This window comes from Burkholderia sp. BCC1985, assembly GCF_905339915.1.
Lineage (GTDB): Bacteria > Pseudomonadota > Gammaproteobacteria > Burkholderiales > Burkholderiaceae > Burkholderia.
This window is the reverse complement of sequence record NZ_CAJPGY010000007.1, coordinates 214817-228699: the sequence shown is the minus strand read 5'-3', so window position 1 is coordinate 228699 and position 13883 is coordinate 214817. Positions and strand designations below refer to the sequence as shown.

General features: G+C 61.9%; 28 protein-coding genes. 5 read left to right on the top strand and 23 right to left on the bottom strand.

The genetic code is table 11. The features are described from left to right. Nucleotides 1-14: 14 nt before the first annotated feature. From U4Z31_RS09765 to U4Z31_RS09660, 22 genes are all read right to left on the bottom strand, one after another. The gene (locus tag U4Z31_RS09765; RefSeq protein ID WP_321810127.1) at nt 15-275 is read right to left on the bottom strand and encodes a pyocin activator PrtN family protein; all 261 of its coding nucleotides are present in this window, start codon (nt 273-275) and stop codon (nt 15-17) included. Further along, nucleotides 272-1003, bottom strand: coding sequence for a hypothetical protein (locus U4Z31_RS09760; protein ID WP_321810126.1), 732 nt, complete (start codon nt 1001-1003; stop codon nt 272-274). Before U4Z31_RS09760 ends, U4Z31_RS09765 begins: the two co-directional genes overlap by 4 nt. After that, on the bottom strand, nt 1000-1239 hold the full coding sequence (locus U4Z31_RS09755; RefSeq protein WP_321810125.1) for a hypothetical protein: 240 nt from the start codon (nt 1237-1239) through the stop codon (nt 1000-1002). The genes U4Z31_RS09760 and U4Z31_RS09755 overlap by 4 nt, the downstream gene beginning before the upstream one ends. Continuing rightward, entirely contained in the window at nt 1236-1634 is a 399-nt protein-coding gene (locus U4Z31_RS09750; protein WP_321810124.1) for a DUF4031 domain-containing protein, read from the bottom strand. The genes U4Z31_RS09755 and U4Z31_RS09750 overlap by 4 nt, the downstream gene beginning before the upstream one ends. Further along, nucleotides 1631-1846, bottom strand: a complete 216-nt coding sequence (locus tag U4Z31_RS09745; RefSeq protein ID WP_321810123.1) for a hypothetical protein — start codon at nt 1844-1846, stop codon at nt 1631-1633. The genes U4Z31_RS09750 and U4Z31_RS09745 overlap by 4 nt, the downstream gene beginning before the upstream one ends. After that, nucleotides 1843-3381, bottom strand: a complete 1539-nt coding sequence (locus U4Z31_RS09740) for a hypothetical protein (protein ID WP_321810122.1) — start codon at nt 3379-3381, stop codon at nt 1843-1845. The genes U4Z31_RS09745 and U4Z31_RS09740 overlap by 4 nt, the downstream gene beginning before the upstream one ends. Further along, nucleotides 3378-4136, bottom strand: a complete 759-nt coding sequence (locus tag U4Z31_RS09735) for a hypothetical protein (RefSeq protein ID WP_321810121.1) — start codon at nt 4134-4136, stop codon at nt 3378-3380. The genes U4Z31_RS09740 and U4Z31_RS09735 overlap by 4 nt, the downstream gene beginning before the upstream one ends. A gap of 28 nt (nt 4137-4164) precedes the next feature. Beyond that, nucleotides 4165-4551 (bottom strand): hypothetical protein, encoded by a 387-nt coding sequence (locus U4Z31_RS09730; RefSeq protein WP_321810120.1) that lies wholly within the window; start codon nt 4549-4551, stop codon nt 4165-4167. Nucleotides 4552-4569: 18 nt separating this feature from the next. Continuing rightward, entirely contained in the window at nt 4570-5733 is a 1164-nt protein-coding gene (locus U4Z31_RS09725; RefSeq protein WP_321810119.1) for an RNA-directed DNA polymerase, read from the bottom strand. Nucleotides 5734-5937: 204 nt separating this feature from the next. After that, complete coding sequence (locus tag U4Z31_RS09720) at nt 5938-6312, bottom strand: four helix bundle protein (protein ID WP_321810118.1); 375 nt, start codon at nt 6310-6312, stop codon at nt 5938-5940. 12 nt (nt 6313-6324) lie between these two features. Further along, nucleotides 6325-6831, bottom strand: a complete 507-nt coding sequence (locus U4Z31_RS09715; RefSeq protein ID WP_321810117.1) for a hypothetical protein — start codon at nt 6829-6831, stop codon at nt 6325-6327. Nucleotides 6832-6857: 26 nt separating this feature from the next. Continuing rightward, the gene (locus U4Z31_RS09710; RefSeq protein ID WP_321810116.1) at nt 6858-7460 is read right to left on the bottom strand and encodes a hypothetical protein; all 603 of its coding nucleotides are present in this window, start codon (nt 7458-7460) and stop codon (nt 6858-6860) included. Further along, on the bottom strand, nt 7460-8146 hold the full coding sequence (locus tag U4Z31_RS09705) for a hypothetical protein (RefSeq protein ID WP_321810115.1): 687 nt from the start codon (nt 8144-8146) through the stop codon (nt 7460-7462). Before U4Z31_RS09705 ends, U4Z31_RS09710 begins: the two co-directional genes overlap by 1 nt. Nucleotides 8147-8243: 97 nt before the next feature. Further along, complete coding sequence (locus U4Z31_RS09700) at nt 8244-9002, bottom strand: 1-pyrroline-5-carboxylate dehydrogenase (protein WP_321810114.1); 759 nt, start codon at nt 9000-9002, stop codon at nt 8244-8246. A gap of 7 nt (nt 9003-9009) precedes the next feature. Further along, nucleotides 9010-9327, bottom strand: coding sequence for a hypothetical protein (locus U4Z31_RS09695; protein ID WP_321810113.1), 318 nt, complete (start codon nt 9325-9327; stop codon nt 9010-9012). 13 nt (nt 9328-9340) lie between these two features. Further along, the gene (locus U4Z31_RS09690) at nt 9341-9793 is read right to left on the bottom strand and encodes a hypothetical protein (RefSeq protein WP_321810112.1); all 453 of its coding nucleotides are present in this window, start codon (nt 9791-9793) and stop codon (nt 9341-9343) included. 173 nt (nt 9794-9966) lie between these two features. After that, on the bottom strand, nt 9967-10230 hold the full coding sequence (locus U4Z31_RS09685; protein WP_321810111.1) for a hypothetical protein: 264 nt from the start codon (nt 10228-10230) through the stop codon (nt 9967-9969). Nucleotides 10231-10237: 7 nt separating this feature from the next. After that, nucleotides 10238-10384, bottom strand: coding sequence for a hypothetical protein (locus U4Z31_RS09680; RefSeq protein WP_321810110.1), 147 nt, complete (start codon nt 10382-10384; stop codon nt 10238-10240). A gap of 127 nt (nt 10385-10511) precedes the next feature. Next, nucleotides 10512-10733: a hypothetical protein gene (locus U4Z31_RS09675; protein WP_321810109.1), complete on the bottom strand. Its 222-nt coding sequence runs from the start codon at nt 10731-10733 to the stop codon at nt 10512-10514. A 29-nt stretch (nt 10734-10762) separates the two neighbouring features. After that, nucleotides 10763-10894: a hypothetical protein gene (locus U4Z31_RS09670; RefSeq protein WP_321810108.1), complete on the bottom strand. Its 132-nt coding sequence runs from the start codon at nt 10892-10894 to the stop codon at nt 10763-10765. Nucleotides 10895-11103: 209 nt separating this feature from the next. Further along, the gene (locus U4Z31_RS09665) at nt 11104-11322 is read right to left on the bottom strand and encodes a hypothetical protein (protein WP_321810107.1); all 219 of its coding nucleotides are present in this window, start codon (nt 11320-11322) and stop codon (nt 11104-11106) included. A gap of 96 nt (nt 11323-11418) precedes the next feature. Further along, complete coding sequence (locus U4Z31_RS09660; RefSeq protein ID WP_321810106.1) at nt 11419-11601, bottom strand: Arc family DNA-binding protein; 183 nt, start codon at nt 11599-11601, stop codon at nt 11419-11421. Nucleotides 11602-11715: 114 nt separating this feature from the next. On the opposite strand from U4Z31_RS09660, the gene U4Z31_RS09655 reads away from it, so the two are divergent. After that, entirely contained in the window at nt 11716-12090 is a 375-nt protein-coding gene (locus tag U4Z31_RS09655) for an Arc family DNA-binding protein (RefSeq protein WP_321810105.1), read from the top strand. A gap of 4 nt (nt 12091-12094) precedes the next feature. On the opposite strand, the gene U4Z31_RS09650 is transcribed toward U4Z31_RS09655, so the two are convergent. Beyond that, nucleotides 12095-12706, bottom strand: coding sequence for a helix-turn-helix domain-containing protein (locus U4Z31_RS09650; protein ID WP_321810104.1), 612 nt, complete (start codon nt 12704-12706; stop codon nt 12095-12097). A gap of 96 nt (nt 12707-12802) precedes the next feature. Between U4Z31_RS09650 and U4Z31_RS09645 the strand changes: the two genes are divergently transcribed. From U4Z31_RS09645 to U4Z31_RS09630, 4 genes are read left to right on the top strand one after another with little or no spacing between them, the layout of a single operon-like run. Next, nucleotides 12803-13099: a transcriptional regulator gene (locus U4Z31_RS09645; protein WP_321810103.1), complete on the top strand. Its 297-nt coding sequence runs from the start codon at nt 12803-12805 to the stop codon at nt 13097-13099. Nucleotides 13100-13108: 9 nt separating this feature from the next. Beyond that, the gene (locus U4Z31_RS09640; protein WP_321810102.1) at nt 13109-13399 is read left to right on the top strand and encodes a hypothetical protein; all 291 of its coding nucleotides are present in this window, start codon (nt 13109-13111) and stop codon (nt 13397-13399) included. 30 nt (nt 13400-13429) lie between these two features. Then, nucleotides 13430-13669: a hypothetical protein gene (locus U4Z31_RS09635; protein ID WP_321810101.1), complete on the top strand. Its 240-nt coding sequence runs from the start codon at nt 13430-13432 to the stop codon at nt 13667-13669. Beyond that, on the top strand, nt 13666-13881 hold the full coding sequence (locus tag U4Z31_RS09630; protein ID WP_321810100.1) for a hypothetical protein: 216 nt from the start codon (nt 13666-13668) through the stop codon (nt 13879-13881). Before U4Z31_RS09635 ends, U4Z31_RS09630 begins: the two co-directional genes overlap by 4 nt. The last annotated feature ends 2 nt before the right edge of the window (nt 13882-13883 follow it).

The following is a 13883-nucleotide window of genomic DNA, read 5'->3' as shown; positions in this document are numbered from 1 at the left end:
TTTCGATCGCGAAACTACCCGCACAGTTGCTCGCACTCCTTCACGGCGGCGGCTCGGCGCATGTCGATCCATTTTGCAAGGTCATCGACATGCACGCCCTTGGCCGATTTCAGCGAACCCTCCATGCGCACGAGCGGGAGGGCGATTTCGCCGGCATTCACCTTGCGGACGAACTGCGGGACGGTCAGGTGCGAGAAGTAGTCCCGGCAGACGCGATCGACAGGGATGACGGCAGTTGCACCGTACTGAGCCATCAGGAGGAAGGCGGTGTTCACGATTCGACTCTCCGAAATTCAATTGCCCATACCCAGGGGTTTGCATCCCAACCATGGCCGCGCGCGGCATTGAGGCCGTCCCAAAGCTGCCGGAACTGCGCGATGCAGCCATCAACCGGATCCACGCGCAGGACAGCGCGCCTCGGATCGGGAATGCCTTCCGCGATCGCGTTGTCCCAACTGATGGCCTGCAGGCGCTCGGCACGCACGCCAGTCACCTCGAGCAGCGTGCGCGAGGCGGCGCGCGGCATGAAGATCGACGGGCGACGCCACCACGCGGGTGTGACGCTCCCGCGCGCGGCATTCGGCAGATCGCCGCCGAATCGGTATTCGCGGCCCGTCTCGAGCGTCATGTCGACGAAGTGCCACTCGTCGCGCTCCTTCTTTGCGCTGAAGCGCGTCTCCCACCGGCCGTAAGCGACGTACGTCTCGCGCACCCATAGGTGATCGCCGACATTCCCGTATGGACATGGAATCTGACGGCATTCCTCGTTACCACGGAGTGCCCACCAGATTCCCGTATTCGGGTCCTCGAAGCCCCAGCATGACGGGTCGTTCCAGTCCGGGCCGGCCTTCGGGCCGCCGCCGATGAAGTCGATGTAGCTGCGCTTCGGAATGGCGATGCGTCGCGTCTGCGACTTATGGCCGGCGCGTGCTGCGGCCGACATCGGCTCATTGAAGAGGATGGGGTGCTCGGCCACTTCCAGGGTGGCGCAGGTGTAGGTCATCGGATGCTCCCCAGATAGTCCTGCAGCTGCTCGACATACTCGTCGTGCGTCGGGCGGTCGGCCACGATCAGCGTGCAGTGGTGGCTGGAGAACACGCCACCGCCGATCGAGCGCTCAGGCATTTCGCCGGCGGCGATGAGAGCGGCCATGTCGGTGAGGGCATTGGCCAGGTGCTGCGGCGTGTCGGCCTGAATGACCGCCCCGAACTGGACCGCGCGTTTCGGTGCTTTGCTCATGACTGGGGTTCCGTGAGGTTGTCGGCCGGTGCTGCAGCTGTGCGAGCTGCGTGGCGGTCCGCGATGAACTTCTTCAGCCACTCGACCGCGTCATCGGGTGAACCGAGCTCGCCAGTAACCTTGCGGCGCTTGTTCATCGCACCGCACTGCTCGAGGGTGATCGGGACCGCGCCGGCTGCGATCGCGGCGGCGCGCTTACTGATCGCGATATCGAAGTGTTCATCGCGTGTGCCGCGGTGCTGGATCCACTTCGGGTTGACGTCGATCGCCCGAACCATGGCGATCAGCTCGTCGGAGGTGTCCGCAATGAGGTGCGACATCTTGTAAATTCGGCCGCTTGCCGTTTTGAATTCGCCGATCGGATGGCGATACATGTCGTCGACATAGACGGTCATTGCATCACCTTCGGAGCGTGGATGGTGATGTCGCGCTGCTCGACGCCATCGATTTTGATTTCCTTGTTCACGTCATGACCTTGACGACGCACCAGCTCGAGCGTCAGGCCGACGAACGCGCCAGTAACAAACGCAAGGACATCAGCGACGGGAGCGTCGTCCAGCGCGCGCTCGAGCGCTTCGCCGAGAGCTTCGATTGCTGCGCGGCTCATGCCTCACCTCCAGCGCGGTCGAGGCGTTCGATCTCGGCGAGGATCAGGGCGCCGGCCTTCACCAGGTTGCGGCGCGGCGTCGTGGGCTTCCACCACTTGCTTTCCCACATCCACATGTTGGGCGACTTCAGGCGGTACTTGCCGTCTCCCTGAGACAGCGGATAGATCTCGTCTGATGCCGCGAGGGCGTAGGCAGAAGCGGCGGCAGCCATCTCGCCGGCGTCGTGCTCATCGTCATGCTCTGGCGTCCAGCCCTCGGCCTCGACCTGGCGCCGACGCTCGGCGAGCACATCGCGCGCTGCGTCCGTTAACTCGGCGCGCGGCGCGTTGATGATCGCCGTCAGCCGCTCGATCTCGGCCTGCAGCTCGGCGATCTCGCGCGCATCTGCCTGTGCGGGCTGTGGGGCGGCAGTGAACACTTCGCCTTCGAGCGGTTTTTCCGGTTCTTCGAATCCGAGCAGGCCACCGCAGAGAGCGGCCCGCGCGATGCTGCCGTCTTCGATCATCGTGCAGTCGTCGTCGCGCTCGCTGCACAGCCAGTTCTGCGGCTCGCCGCTCACCGTGTCGAAGTCCTGGTGGTCGCGGTCGATATGGAAGTGATGTTCGTTCGCGTAGAAGCGAAGGGCATCGAGAACGGGCTTCGGCAACGCCACCGCTTCCGCCGACATAGCGGGCGAGCGGGAGAGAATTGCCGCAATGCGTCGCGCGCCGTCTTCGATCCCTTCGCCGGGCGCGAGCTGCGCCGCCGACCACGCCTCGTGCGCGAGTGCGTCGACCCCTTCCGCCCCTGTCACGTTGGCGGATGCGGCGCGGGCTTCGTCGCGTTCGTTGATTAGGTCGCTGACGATCTCGACCGGCGAGTCGTTCCAGTTGTAGCCGGGCGCCATCCGAGCAATCTGTTCGAGCAGCGCAAACCCGATGTTCGCCATATCAGCGATGGCGTGCTGCGCGTCCGGCGTGAAATCCAGATCGTTCGCATCGATCGCGTGCGACGCGACGCGATCGGCTGCCTTGATGGGATTCGCCGCCAGCAGATCGCCATGCCGCGGCCCGAGCAGCGATACGTCGTCACCGCCGCAATGCCGGATGACCTGACGCCACGTGTCGTCGAGCGGCCGGCGATTGACGTTGATGAGCGGCCGGTTCTTCACCTCGGCATCCCAACGGAAGACAGCCCATTCGATCAGCGCCGCCCGCTCGTCCGCCGGCGTGGATGCGCACGTCACGATCGTTGGCTTATCGGAAGGGTGCGCGATGCCAATCTGCTTCACAGGCCATTCGGTAGCGACGATGTGCGTGGCGATCGGCGTTGCTGCGGGCTGCTCGACAGGGGATGTGGCGAGGATCTTCGCGTGCTCGTCCGCCAGCTTGCCGACGAATTCGGCGTCGTTCGCGTCGACCTGCTCGTCGTTCAGATAGCGGGAGGGATTATCACTCCGGTACCACTTCAGCGCGGCACGCACGATGTCATAGAACGCATCGCGCGAGATCGCCGGTACCGTCAGCGCATCAGCGCGGCTCTTGTCGGTGATCATTCTGCGTCTCCAGCGTTCGCGATCGGAAGCGCGAGGATTTCGTCGATCTTGTGGATATAGACCTCGGCGTGCGTCAGGACGAAGCCGCTCGCGCGCCAGCGGTTGACGTTCTCGAACTTGAAAACCTTCGCCGACGGAATGTTCTTCGTGATGAGGTCAATCAGGGCGGCGCGGTTTGAATCACAATCGGAGAGCGCCCACTCGCGGTCGTCCTGGATGAGATCGAAGCCACGCTCGCGCAGGCTATCGAGCCATGCTGCCTTGTTCTTTTTGTCGGAGACGGGCGTATCCGAGTCCAGGAGGCGGAAGGTGCCATTGAGCGAGCGGGAGAACTTGCCGCGACAGACGCCATAAGCGCCGAACTCGAGGTCGTGCACATAACCGAACCCGTCGCTGCGCCACCATTTATTGAGGTGCTGCGCAATATTCTTGATGGCGTTCTGGACGGCTTCGGGTGCGACGGTGCTTCCGAGCTGCGTTTCGAGATCGTGAATGCGCATGTTGGCGGCGCGCAGATCGGCATATCGCTGTTCACGCTCCTTGGCGCTGAAAGTCTCGACGCCGAGCGCCTTGCACAGGTCGGCGAGATTGAATTCCGCGACCTTGATGCAGTTGGTCGCGAGTTCGACATCGATCTCGGCGCTATCCTTCAGAACGGACAGGATCGTCGCGACAGCGTGATGCATGTCGCTGATCTTCTTTCGCGCGACCGCCTGCTGATCGGCGGACAGGGTGAGGGTTGCTTCGGTGGTCATGTGTGGTCCTCTGTAGGTCAGGCGGCGCTTACTTGACGGAGACGTCCGGAACTATCACCGATGGCTTGAATACCACCTTGTAGTGATAGACACTCACGCCAGCACCGTCGATTTGTTCAACGAAATACGTCACGTTGTCGGATAGACCGAGGAAGTGCTTCTTGTAGCTGCTCGGTCCTGTCTTGCAGGTGATCGAAACTTCGCGACTTTTGTCGGCGTTGCCAAGCGAGCAAAGCCCTTCGATGCTCAGCATGTAATCACCGGTGATGCCGTTGTAAAACACCACTCGGCGGTTGATTTGGAAATTGTCGGCAGCCTGTGACAGGTTGTGTGACGCAACATCCGCATCGTTGCAGGCAGACAATGCGGACAGGCAGAAAAGGGCCACGGGAAAGAAAAAGAGCCGATGGTTCATGTTCGTCGCATCCTCAAATCAGAAAGTCTTTGTGAAATCTCGGTCGACGGCTTTGCCGAGCGAACGCATGACATTCGCGAGCTGCGCGCGGTCGTGGTGACTGGAGCTCGCCTGACGTAGCAACCCGAAATAGCTGTTTGCAACTGACCGGAGATGCGCCGGCGGCGCGCTCGCGACACGTCTCCAGGCCATGTGTGCGGTGCGTCGACGAGTCTCAGTACGCCAGGGCTTGAGTACGAAGCCGACAAAATCGATACCGCGCGCGATCGGCTGACGAATCGTCTTGCGCGGGTTGATGTGGATGCCGAGCCGCTCCGGAAGAAATGCCTCGATATCGCGTTCGGCTTCGCGAAGCCAATCGGCCGACTCATGCAACAGCACGAAGTCATCGACGTAGCGCACGTATCTCTGCGCGCGCAACTGGTGCTTCGCATGCTGGTCGAGCACGTCGAGATAGACGTTCGCGAAGAATTGCGAGGATAAGTTCCCGATCGGCAGGCCTCTGTCGATTGGCTGCTCGAGCAGGCGTTTGTGTGCGGGCACCTGCGCCATCAGCGCGCGATCACCGCGCAGCTCGAAGTCCTGGCGCGGGTCGTGCATCAGCACGCGCTCGGTCAGGTCAGCCCAAAACGGCTCGTCGATCTTCGCGAGCAGCAGCTCACGCAGCGTCGGCTTGTGGATCGAGACGAAGAAGTTCGCCACATCCATCTTCAGGTAGGCCGCGGGGCGCGACCAGTTCTGCGTGATCGAGCGCACATGTGCCTCGAGGCGACGCGCTGCGTAGAGCGTGCCGCGGCCCTTGATGCATGCGCAGCTGTCAGCGATGAAGCTGTTCTCGAATCGAGCGCGGATGCGGTTATAGACCAGGTGATGCACGATGCGGTCGCGGAAGGTCGCTGCCCACACCTCGCGCACCTTGGGCCACTGCACGACGAAGCAGATAGAGCGGCCCGGGTGCCAGGCGCCCGCATACAGTTCGTCGAACAGGTCGATCAGATTCGGCTCGAGGTTTTCCTCGAAGGCGAGTGCACTGATTGTGTTGCGCTTGTGCCGACGGCAGTCGAAATACGCATGCACCAGCTCGCGAAAAGAAAAGCCAGCATGGCCAGTATCAGCGGATCGATCTGCGGACGGCGACAGCGCCGAACTCGTTGTCCTTGTGGTTCCAGTTCTGGTTGCCATTGTCGAAGTTCTGGACGTACGCGTTGCTCGGGTTGTCCGGGTGCTGCGCCCAATCGTGCTATCTACGTCACCCCGCCGAAGGCTCGCGCCGATCAGCGGGAAAACTGCGCCGGACCTGCCACCACACCGGGCGACGGTTTCCGTTTCGCGCCTGTCGGTGGGCTTGTGGCCCAGCGGCACGACCAGATAGATGCTCTGTCACGGTCACCGTGGCGACCGTGAGACGGGCTGCTGCGCGGACCTATTTCTCCATCCCATCGCCTGCTTGCCGATGCTTCCGACAAGCTCGACAGCATCCGCATACGCATCCGGAGAAATCAGTTTCAGCTCGACGCAAACCCCGAGATCGACGTGTGCGTCAGTTGCCTCGTCGAGGACGCGATCGATATGCGGAACCTTCGCTGCGCCGAATTTCTGGTTGGCGTGCCGGATGTGCTTGAGGATGGCTCGCGAGTGGTTCACGAGCAGCGCGCCATCGACGGATCGATGATTGCGCGGCATGTGGCCTACAAGCCGGCTCGCGAGCGTTGTGAACTTGCGGGCCGTCTTGTAAATGTCGAGCGTGGTATGGAGTGCCATGCTGGAAAGAAATCAATAATTCAAGGATTTACTGCGGACGGCGACAGCGCCGAACTCGTCGTCCTTGTGGTACCAGAACTGGCCGCCATCGTCGAAGTACTGGACGTACGCGTCGCTCGGGTAGCCCGGGGGCTGCGATGACGACCAGGCGCCGTAACCGGGTAGCGCGTCGAGGATCTTGTCGCCGGCCGTGACGAAGAGGTGCGTGAGCTCGAAGATCGCCGGCCAGAAGAAATCACGATGCCCGTCGATCTCGAGCGACGTGATGTGCTTCGCGATCACGTTGTCGGGATCCGCTTCGAGGATCGCGCGCGTGTTTGCGGCGCCATCGAACTTCCCGGCTGACGCGGCGACGGCAGTGGTCTTGCCCCAGCGCGCCGATTCGAGAATGTTCGCGATGTCGTAAATCAGGATCCGAGGGGCAGACCCGTCGCGCGGCTGAAAGATGCCGCCGTTGAAGCCGCCTTCACCTTCCCAGTACGTGCCGACGGGCGGCATGATGACGTTGATCGTTTTCATGGTGTGCGTATTGAAGAATTGAAGAATTAAAGAACCGGATAGACCCTGCGGACGGCGACAGCGCCGAACTCGTTGCCCTTGTGGCCCCAGCCCTGGTTGCCACTGTCGAAGGTCTGGACGTACGCGATGCTCGGGAAGTCCGGGTGCTGCTCGCAGATCCACGCGCCCCACGCGCCGAGGAACTCGCGAACCATGTCACCGACGTTGGCGTAGAGAACAGCACTGTCGAGCCGGGACGGCCAAAACCAATCCGCGTGACCGCCGACGTGCAGCGCCTTGATGCGATTCGCGATTACGTTCTCGGGGTCGGCAGCAAGCAACGCGCGCATGTTTGCCTGACCATCCCAAGGGCTGGACACACCGGCGAGTGCTTCGAGCTTCCCGAACTTCGCCGGCTCGATACGCGCCTCGGGCACGAGCGCGGCGACCAGGTAATACGGACTCGCGCCGTCGCGCGGCACGACCAGTCCGCCGCACGTTCCGCCTTGCTCGGTCCAATCGGAGCGCGGCAGGGGGATCGACGCGCCGGCGATCCTGACCGGGGCAGCGACGTCGAGCTGTGCGCGAGGCGCGTCGATCGAAATGCCATCAGCGCCGATCGAAATGAGAATTCGGTCGTTGGCACCCATTACGCAGCCTCCACGTCGAACATCTGTTGAAGAGAAACAAGAAGCGAATAATCGAAGGAGCAAAGGACTTCACTGCGGCCGGCGACAGCGCCGAACTCGAAGTCCTTGTGGAGCCAGTCCTGGTAGCCATTGCCGAAGTTCTGGACGAACGCGAAGCTCGGGTAGTCCGGGTGCTGCGTGGCCGTCCAGTAGCCGATCGGCTCGAATGCCTCCGGGGCGCCGGGCAGGAACAGTTCGAGCGCAGTGCGCGCCGGCAGCTGCTTCGTATATGCGCCGGTCGGCGGCCAGCTGCTCGCGTTCTCGCCGTCGCCCCACGAGCAGTAGTTCGCATCCTCGGTCGGCTTGGCCATGCGATAGATGCGCTCGAGCTGCATCAGCGCCGGCAGGTGCCAGTCGTCGCGGCCGTCGATACGCAGCGCGCGGGCCCACTGCGCCAGCTCGCTACCAGCCGCAGCCATCGCATCGGTACTGAGTGCGCCGTCGACGCGATCGAATGCTGCCTGGATCAGCTGACGCGGACCCCATTCGATCGGGGCATGATGGCCGCCGTCCACCTTAGGCGCGGAGATCTGTGCCTTGAGCTTGCCGTCGTGGACATAGAGGCCATTGAAGAAGCCGCCCTTGAATGCAGCGCCGATCGGCGGCAGCGCTTCAAGTACGTCGCGGGAAAAGCTCGGGATCTGCATGATTGCTCCTGAGAAAGAAGGGTGCCGTCCTGGCCACCCCCTGAAAGACGCCGCTCTCCGAGGTAAGAGACGGCGCGGCTACATACTCGGTACTGCGTTATTCCCCGCGCGGGCGCCACTCGGCGCCGCGAACGATCCGGCCGATCGGTTCCAGCACGAGCACTTCCGTTTCTCGGTTGCCGCTCACAAGGGAGCGGCCGCGCTTCTGGGCCTTCTCGATCGTTGCGTGGCGCATGGGCTTCGCATCGCGGCCGATGGTGACGAATACCGACCCGACGGCCCGAACGTCACCGCTCAGCGAGTCAATGCGCTGCTCGAGCTGCGCGTTGTTCGCCTTCAGGCGCTCGTTCATGTCCTTCAGCGAAGCGAGTTCATCACGGAGCACCGCCAATTGGTCTTTCCTGTCGACGGCCGCGGCAGCTCGCTCGCGTGCGACTTCGATTGCGAGCGTCATCGTCGGCGGCAGCTCGAGGATTTCGAGCAGGGTGCGGACGCGCTCAGAAAGAGCAGCCATCGCGCCGTCGGCCGCGGGTTCGCGTACCTTTTCGCCGGGCGCGAGTATGGGAAGGCTGGCCGGCTGCGATTCGCTGACCGTCGTCGCGGGTGCAGAAGGCGTGATGACAACGACGACCGGATCGGGGTTGCATTGGACTGCCGGCTCAGCCTTGGCGGTCGAAAGCCAGTAGGTGTATTCGTTGCCGCCACCAGGCCGCTTTTCCCGCTCGACGAGTCCGTCGGCATGCATCTTGTTCAACGCGTGTGCGACGTCGAGCTGCGGCATGCCGATGCTCAGCGAGATCTTCTTGGCGGTCGAATTGACGACGGTCGAGAGGTATTTTTCGATCGGTTCACGCATGTTTCGCTCAGCCTCGGTTGTCTGCGGCGACGAGTTCGGCGCCGTCGGAGCCGGCCGCAGCGCCGGTCTTTCCGAGGCGGTGCTGGGAGAGCACGCGCGCCGCTTCGAGCATGATTTCCGTGTCGCGCGCGTCAATCTGGAGCGCAGCACGGTTTCGCAGGCGCTCGACGAGCTCGGCCGTGTTGCTCGGCGCAACGACGTATTCGAGAGCGAAGCGCTTCAGTGCCTCGAGCGTGCCGGTGGCGCTCTGGTATTCCTCGCGCCCGATACGCGCGTCGAGCGTGACGGCCAAGCCGGCCCGGCGAGCGATCTCTGCGATTTCCATGGCTGGCTCCCGATCAGTGCAGGGCGTGCTCGGCCGTGCCGGTCGGCGCGGCGATCGTCTCGATTTCTTCGGCCGTCGGGAGCCAGTCGATGACCGTATCCGTGATCACGTCGATCATGCGGCGTTGCTGCGCGATCTGCCGTTCCTGTTCGGCGCGAAGCAGCCCAAGCGCCTTCACCCAGCCCGGATCGCTCGCCGGGGTGTCGAGCCAGACCGCCGACCAGCGGCCGGCGCCGAAGCGCTCATCCATCTGCCGCTGCGTCTCGGCGCGCGTTTGAGCGATCAGGAAAACGTCGCTGCCCGGCGCGTCGCACTCGCTATCGACCTGCATCGCGAAGCGAGCGAAGGGAAGGGTCCAGTCGTCGAAGTAGGCGACGCCGATCACGATCCCGTCTTCCGACAGTGCGACGATGGGATGGCTCGGGTCGGTCGGGCGGCGGTCGTTGAACACGTAGACGATCTTCATTTCGATTACCTCATCTGCTGCGGTTGGCGCGCCTTGCGGCGCGCTGGAGAGCCTTGGCGGTCCGATACGCTTCGCGGAGGGTGACGTTTCCCTCCTTAAGGTCCGCCATGACTTGCCAAAGATTCGGGTGCGACGGCGCCGAGCAACGTCGGCCACGGGCCTGTCGCTTCACGTCAGTCCTCGTCTCGATCGTTCGCGGCGCGCCGCTTGATGTCGAAATTGGGATCTGCGTCAGCTGCCGGCCGAACGGCGCGCGCGACGCGCTTGAACGTCACATCGCGAACCTTCGGATTCGGATGAAGCTGTGCACGCACAGCGGCCTGAATTGCGGCTCGCACTGCGGGGTTCGAAAGCGCCTGTTCCGGCGATCCGGCGCCCAGCGTTGCGCACGCGGGGGCGAGCACGTCGTCGGGAAGGCGGGTCGGCGTTGGGCGCATGTCGATCTCACATGCAGCGCGAAACTGCGCACTGGACTTCGAACTGCGCCGCCTGGTCCTGGTACTGGAAGTAGCCGAGGACGAGGAGGTAGACGAAGCACACGCCGAGGACGGCGAGCAGGTTCCGCGCGATGCGGAAGGCCTTCCGTGCCATGCGGTGAGCTCGCGAATCGCGCTTCGTACGCGACCAGGTGATCAGCGATTCAGGCGTCGGTTGATTCGTCGTATTCATGGTCTATCCTCGGTGTGGTGTGATTGCCCGCCGGAGCGACTGCGGTTGTTCAGGCGATAAAGCCTGCGCGAAAGGTTTCACTGGGTGCCGCAAAAAACGTCACGCCGGTGACGATGGAGTCGACGCGATACGTCGAACCACGCGGAATGGCCTGCGGCGCATCTAAGCAGTAGCCCCCATCTGCTAGTCGCTCGCTGAATGCGCGTGACTCGTCGATTCGAAGTGCCGAGCTCGTCGCACGACTCGCGTAGATGAACGTGTGAAATTCCATCTTCTTTCTCCTGTAGCGGGAGCGGTTGGTCAGCCGTGAAACCAGTGCCCATTCCGCTCGAGCTCATCAATGGCAGCGCGGAACCGGACGATTCCGATCGCGACGAGCGTTGCGGTCGCGATGCCAAACAAGAAACTGATGACCAGCAAAAGCAGATCCATGACTTTTCCTTGCGCTGGCGCCTTAGGGCCTCGGTGAAACTGATTCGAGAAAGCTGCGAGCAGCCTTCCGGCTTGCCTTTCGCGCGGTTATGTCGAGACCGGGGTGTTGCGACATGAATCGCACTCTATACTGGAAAAACTAGCATTGCAAGAAAAACTAGCGAAGGTAGCCGAAAAAAACGCCGCATGGCGGCGTCGTGATGACGATGTCAGCGTTGCAGAAGTGATGGGAGTGGGTCGTTAAGCTGCCGGCTGATATCCAGCGCGAGTTCGTGAGCGAGTGCCAAGACGTCCATCTGAGTCTCTTCGGTGGCTTCCATGACAAATGCCGGCATCCGCGTTATAGCCAGGAGGCTGCAGAGCTGAGTCAGCTTTCTTTGGGTGTCCTCGATCGTAGCTGCCCTCGGGTCCTTCTTGTCGGTGATCAATTGGTGCTCCGTTTCAGCATGTTTTTTCCGGCCATATCACTCCCAGCGGACATGGCCACCCCATAGTGAAGCTAGATGCCTTTCCGGCACCTGCAGCTAATTGCGGCGGGGCGGCGCGAGTTCGATCGGCTCCTTCGTAAGCCCTGCCGCTCTGAAATGCTCCTTCAAAATGGCAATAATCTGCCCATTCATTGAGCGTTCATTATTCTTTGCGTCCTGTGCGAGCGCGTCACGGATCTCGGTTGGCAACCGAACCTGCATCTTCACTTCAGCCTTCATTTTTGTCCCCAAAACGCCTTCACAAAGCGGCGAGATAAGGCGTAGTTTGCCACCAATTTGAAGGCAGCACTAATTTAGTGGCATATTAGGGGCATTGGTGGGTAGAATCCGCGCATGGCTACCCAAGACGACTTCATCAAGACCGCATTGCGATTGCCGCGCGAGCTGCATGCCGCGATCCGCTTAGCAGCGGAGAGTGGTGGGAAGTCGATGAATGCTGAAATCATCGGCCGCCTCCAAGACAGCCTGAAGCCGGCCGAGGCAGCGACGATACTGGCGAGACTCAATACGCGGGAAGCGGAGCTGCTCGAGGCGAATCGCCAGCAGCTCGATTTGCTGCGCGGAATAGTTCGCCGTGCGGATGTTGTGATGGAGGCGGCGTGGCCGATCTTGAATGCCGCGTCCCAGACTGACGGGGCCGCCAGGTTGCTTCAAGAAATTGCAGTCTGTCGTGAATTGATACGAGCCGTTGATCCACGACAGCCCTAGCCGATCAAGTACGCGTCACCTTCCTGGCAGGAATGAACCCTGACGCATAGTGCATCCATGCAATGTCCTTCGCTTCGAAGGACGCCGCTGCCTGATCTCCCCATGTGCCGAGGCGAATTCCGCCGCGGCGCGAAAGCAGTCGCATGAGTGCAACGCGCCCGTCGACGAATCCTACAAGTACATCGTCTTCAACTTCCGGCGTAATTTCCGGTTCGATGATTGCATAGTCGCCCGGCAAATAGCGGGGCGCCATTCGGTCGTCCGGCACCAGAAATAGAAAGGCTTTTGCATCCGGCCTTTCGACGTTCGCAGTCCAACTGTTCTCCGCGCTCCCGAGGGCCATAACTGCCATCTGGCGCGACGCCTCCGTTGGGGCTTCCTTCTCGTCGTTCCCTCCAGGGACCGCAGGAGGTTTTCCGAACAGCAAATATTCAGGGGTTGTTCGAAGTGCTTCGGCCACCTTGTTAAGGCGATCGCGCTTCGGCGCGGTTCCCCCGTCCTCCCTTTCCCATTGCTGGACCGTCTGCCAGGCCCGGACGCCGACCATCTCGGCGAGCGCTTCCATTGATAGGCCCAGGGCCAAGCGCTTTTCTCTGATTCGCATATGAATGTTCATCCCGCGGATGCTAGCCGCTAGGTTTTCTAGTGTCACCGCAGGAGTTTCTAGTATATTTTTTGGCATTGCTAGTTTTTCCAGTATAGAATGCGTCGCATGAACTCAACTGCGACACCACTCAGAAACGACGCCTTGGAAGAGGCGATTGGAAAGTTCGACTCGCTGGCCGAGATGGCACGCGTGCTCGGCCTGTCCAGCTATCGCGTGATCCAAGAATGGCGGCGGCAGGGTCGCGTGCCTGCTGAGCATTGCCCGCGGATCGAGCGGGCTGTCGGCGTGCGGTGCGAAGGACTGAACGATCGCGTTGACTGGGCATTCGTCCGCGCAGGTGGGGCGGATGGCGGCCAGCCCAACTCTGACGCGGGTGAGTGCACTCACCATTTCGAAGGTTGAGGCGGTGCAATGGGTGCAAGAAAGCTGCAGTGCGTGATTGACGAACTCACCGATGCGATCGGCCGCTGGCCGGAGCTCGTGGATGACGTTATGGCCTTCGTTTTCGACGACGGCGCCGTACGAGACGGACTTTTCTCGATCCGTACTGGCGAAGGAAAAGAGGTGAAGGCCGGCGGCAAGCTGCAGATGGATGTCCGCGTCACCATTTTTGCCGCACCGGAACTGGAGCGGTTCGCAGTTGCAGTAGCACAGGGAGTCGTTCCGGCCATGCCGCTCGTTGGCGGCGCGGGACGTCAATAACAGAAGAGAAGTTTTTCGCATTTTCTAGCAATGAAGGTGATCGTCATGTCCAAACGTGCCGAGTACAAGAACGAAGTGAAAACAAGGCTGACCGACGAGGAGTACGACGCGATGCAGACGTTCAAGGCTCTACACGGTATCGACTCTGACGCGGCCGCTCTGGCACGTATCACGCGCCTGTTGCTGCTTGGCGTTGTAGGCACTTTGCCTCCGCGCCTTGTCGGCGTCAGTGCCGATGTGGGACAGATTGGCCCGCGGGTGCGTGCATGACGGGCGGCTCGGTGGAACAGCCGATCCTCCTGCCGCTGGCCGAAGCCGCAGACCTCGCGACGAAGGCTGCAGAGCAGGGCGTCTCAACCCCCGAGTACCTCGGAATTCATGTGCTTCGCAGCGCCTATGGCGCTTTGCACCCGGTCGTGATCGAGTTCGAGCGACGTCCGAAGCAGGGACAGATTGGGACGCATGGCGTGGAGGAGTCCTAATG